Origin of the sequence: Aquabacterium sp. (assembly GCF_004297345.1) — a bacterium.
Classification (GTDB): Bacteria; Pseudomonadota; Gammaproteobacteria; order Burkholderiales; family Burkholderiaceae_C; genus Aquabacterium.
In genome coordinates, this window is the sequence record NZ_SCTN01000247.1 from 1 (window position 1) to 1803 (window position 1803).

Sequence of the window (1803 nt, forward strand, 5' to 3'; positions counted from 1 at the left end):
CTGGGTACACGTCCTCCGACGCCGGCAATGCAGGACATCTCGGCGATACCTTCTCGGTCCAGCCGCACGGCCAGGTGATTGGCCAGTTGTGCGGCGCTCGAACAACCGGAACAAGCGTAGACCAGGGCCTGGTGCGCGGTGTCTCTTGCCATGGCTGCATCCTCAGTTGCGTGATCTGTTGCGACGCCTCGTCCCGAGCGCTTGGTCGGGATGGCGGCGATGCCATGACCAGATGGCACTGATCACGGTCAGGGCAAAGACGACGATGGCGAGCGCATTGAGTGCGCTGCCTCGCGCTTGCCAGCTTGCATCCCCGTGGCCCAATGCCAATCGCATGAACAGTGACAGGTGCAGGAGCAGAAGGGGTAAGTAGAAGCGGGCGTCCACATGCAGCTTCACGCGCGCAACGGCCGGCAGGATCACTGGGGCGTGCCCCATCACCATGCTCATGATGAAGCCCAGCGCCAGTGCGTGCAGTGCGGCATCTCGTGTTGATTGGCCCAGGCCTAGCGCCATCCAGCACAGACCGGATACGCCCAGCCATACATAGCCAGACAGGAGGCACACGGCCATGTAGCGGCTCAGGCCTTCGGCCTTGATTGTGTGTCGGGCAATGTCAAAGCGCATGAGCCACAAGGCCAGGGCCAGCAGGCCCGCGCCAAACAGCACGCAACCGATGTCATCTCTCCACTCTGTGAGCAAGGTGCCTGCCAGCACGATGGTCAAGGCTGTGCCCAGCAAGGGGCGAGACCATGCATGCGGGCGCGTCAGGCGGGCCATCTCCAGGCGCTCCGCCGCAATAGTGACTACGAGATACGCGAACCAGGCCGTCAAGGTGGCATTGTGCAAGCCGTGGTGCATGAAGCGCAGGTTGCCCCCCAGCCATAGCAAGGCCGACAAGAGCAGCAGATAGGTGTGAATGGCCGACTGTTTGCCAATGATGAACACGTTGACCAGAAGGAACACCGCTGCTGCCAGCATAAAAAGCCAGAGGCCGGCGTTTGTGTGGCCTGTGACCAGCAGCAGGCCGCCCAGTGCCGACGAAATGGGCGCCAGGAAGGCCCATGGTGCGTGCAGCGCCACGGCACGTTCAATGCCGATCACGGTGCCCAGGAAGCCGCAGATCATCAGAGCTGCATGCAGGCTGGCCGTGGTCATGATCCATTCGGATGGGATGGCCTGGAACACCGGTACACCGGCCCGCAACAGCCCGCCCACCATGCCGGACAAAAGGCTGAAGGCGATCAGGGCGATCATGCCGGGGCGAAGCACCCGGCTGGCCAGAGGAAACATCAAGGCACTCACTTACCAGTTCATCAAGGCGCGGGCGCGAGGGCTCATGCGCTCGGGTGTCCATGCGGGCTCCCACACCAGTTCAACTTCGATGCTCACTTCAATGGGAAACAGCTGCTCCAGTTCAGCATAGACCTCATCGAGCAGCATGTCCGTCACAGGGCAGGCTGCGGAGGTCATGGTCATGAGCACATGCACCTTGTCCGGCGTCACGGTGAGCCCATAAATTAGCCCTACGTCGACGATGGACAAGGACAGTTCGGGGTCGACCACGCGACGCAATGCCTTGATGATCGGTTCCCGCATCGCTTCGTCGCCACTGTAGTTGGAGATGATCGATTCGCTCATGGGTCTGCTGTCCTTTGGACATCGCTGTAGAGGGCCTTTGGAGCGCGATGCTAGGGCAATCGCGAGGGCGCTTTCACAGCTTCGCCATCTGCCTTGCGATGCGTCAATCGGGCTTTACCTTGCTTATTTCGGGATGACTACTCCTTTCGAACTACGGCACCA

General features: G+C 61.2%; 3 protein-coding genes. All 3 read right to left on the reverse strand.

All coding sequences use genetic code 11. The annotated features are described in order from the left end of the window. On the reverse strand, positions 1 to 152 hold a 152-nt coding region (locus EPO09_RS08720), incomplete at its 3' end, for a putative zinc-binding protein (protein WP_290642213.1). Between the two features lie 10 nt (positions 153 to 162). After that, a complete protein-coding gene (locus tag EPO09_RS08725) occupies positions 163 to 1293 on the reverse strand; it encodes a hypothetical protein (RefSeq protein WP_290642209.1) in 1131 nt (376 codons plus the stop codon). 12 nt (positions 1294 to 1305) lie between these two features. After that, the gene (locus EPO09_RS08730; RefSeq protein WP_290642211.1) at positions 1306 to 1641 is read right to left on the reverse strand and encodes a metal-sulfur cluster assembly factor; all 336 of its coding nucleotides are present in this window, start codon (positions 1639 to 1641) and stop codon (positions 1306 to 1308) included. Positions 1642 to 1803 lie beyond the last annotated feature (162 nt).

Bases quoted from the DNA above. Each gene is read 5' to 3' on its own strand.
- EPO09_RS08725 (WP_290642209.1), bottom strand. From the start codon at position 1,293: ATGTTTCCTCTGGCCAGCCGGGTGCTTCGCCCCGGCATGATCGCCCTG.
- EPO09_RS08730 (WP_290642211.1), bottom strand. From the start codon at position 1,641: ATGAGCGAATCGATCATCTCCAACTACAGTGGCGACGAAGCGATGCGG.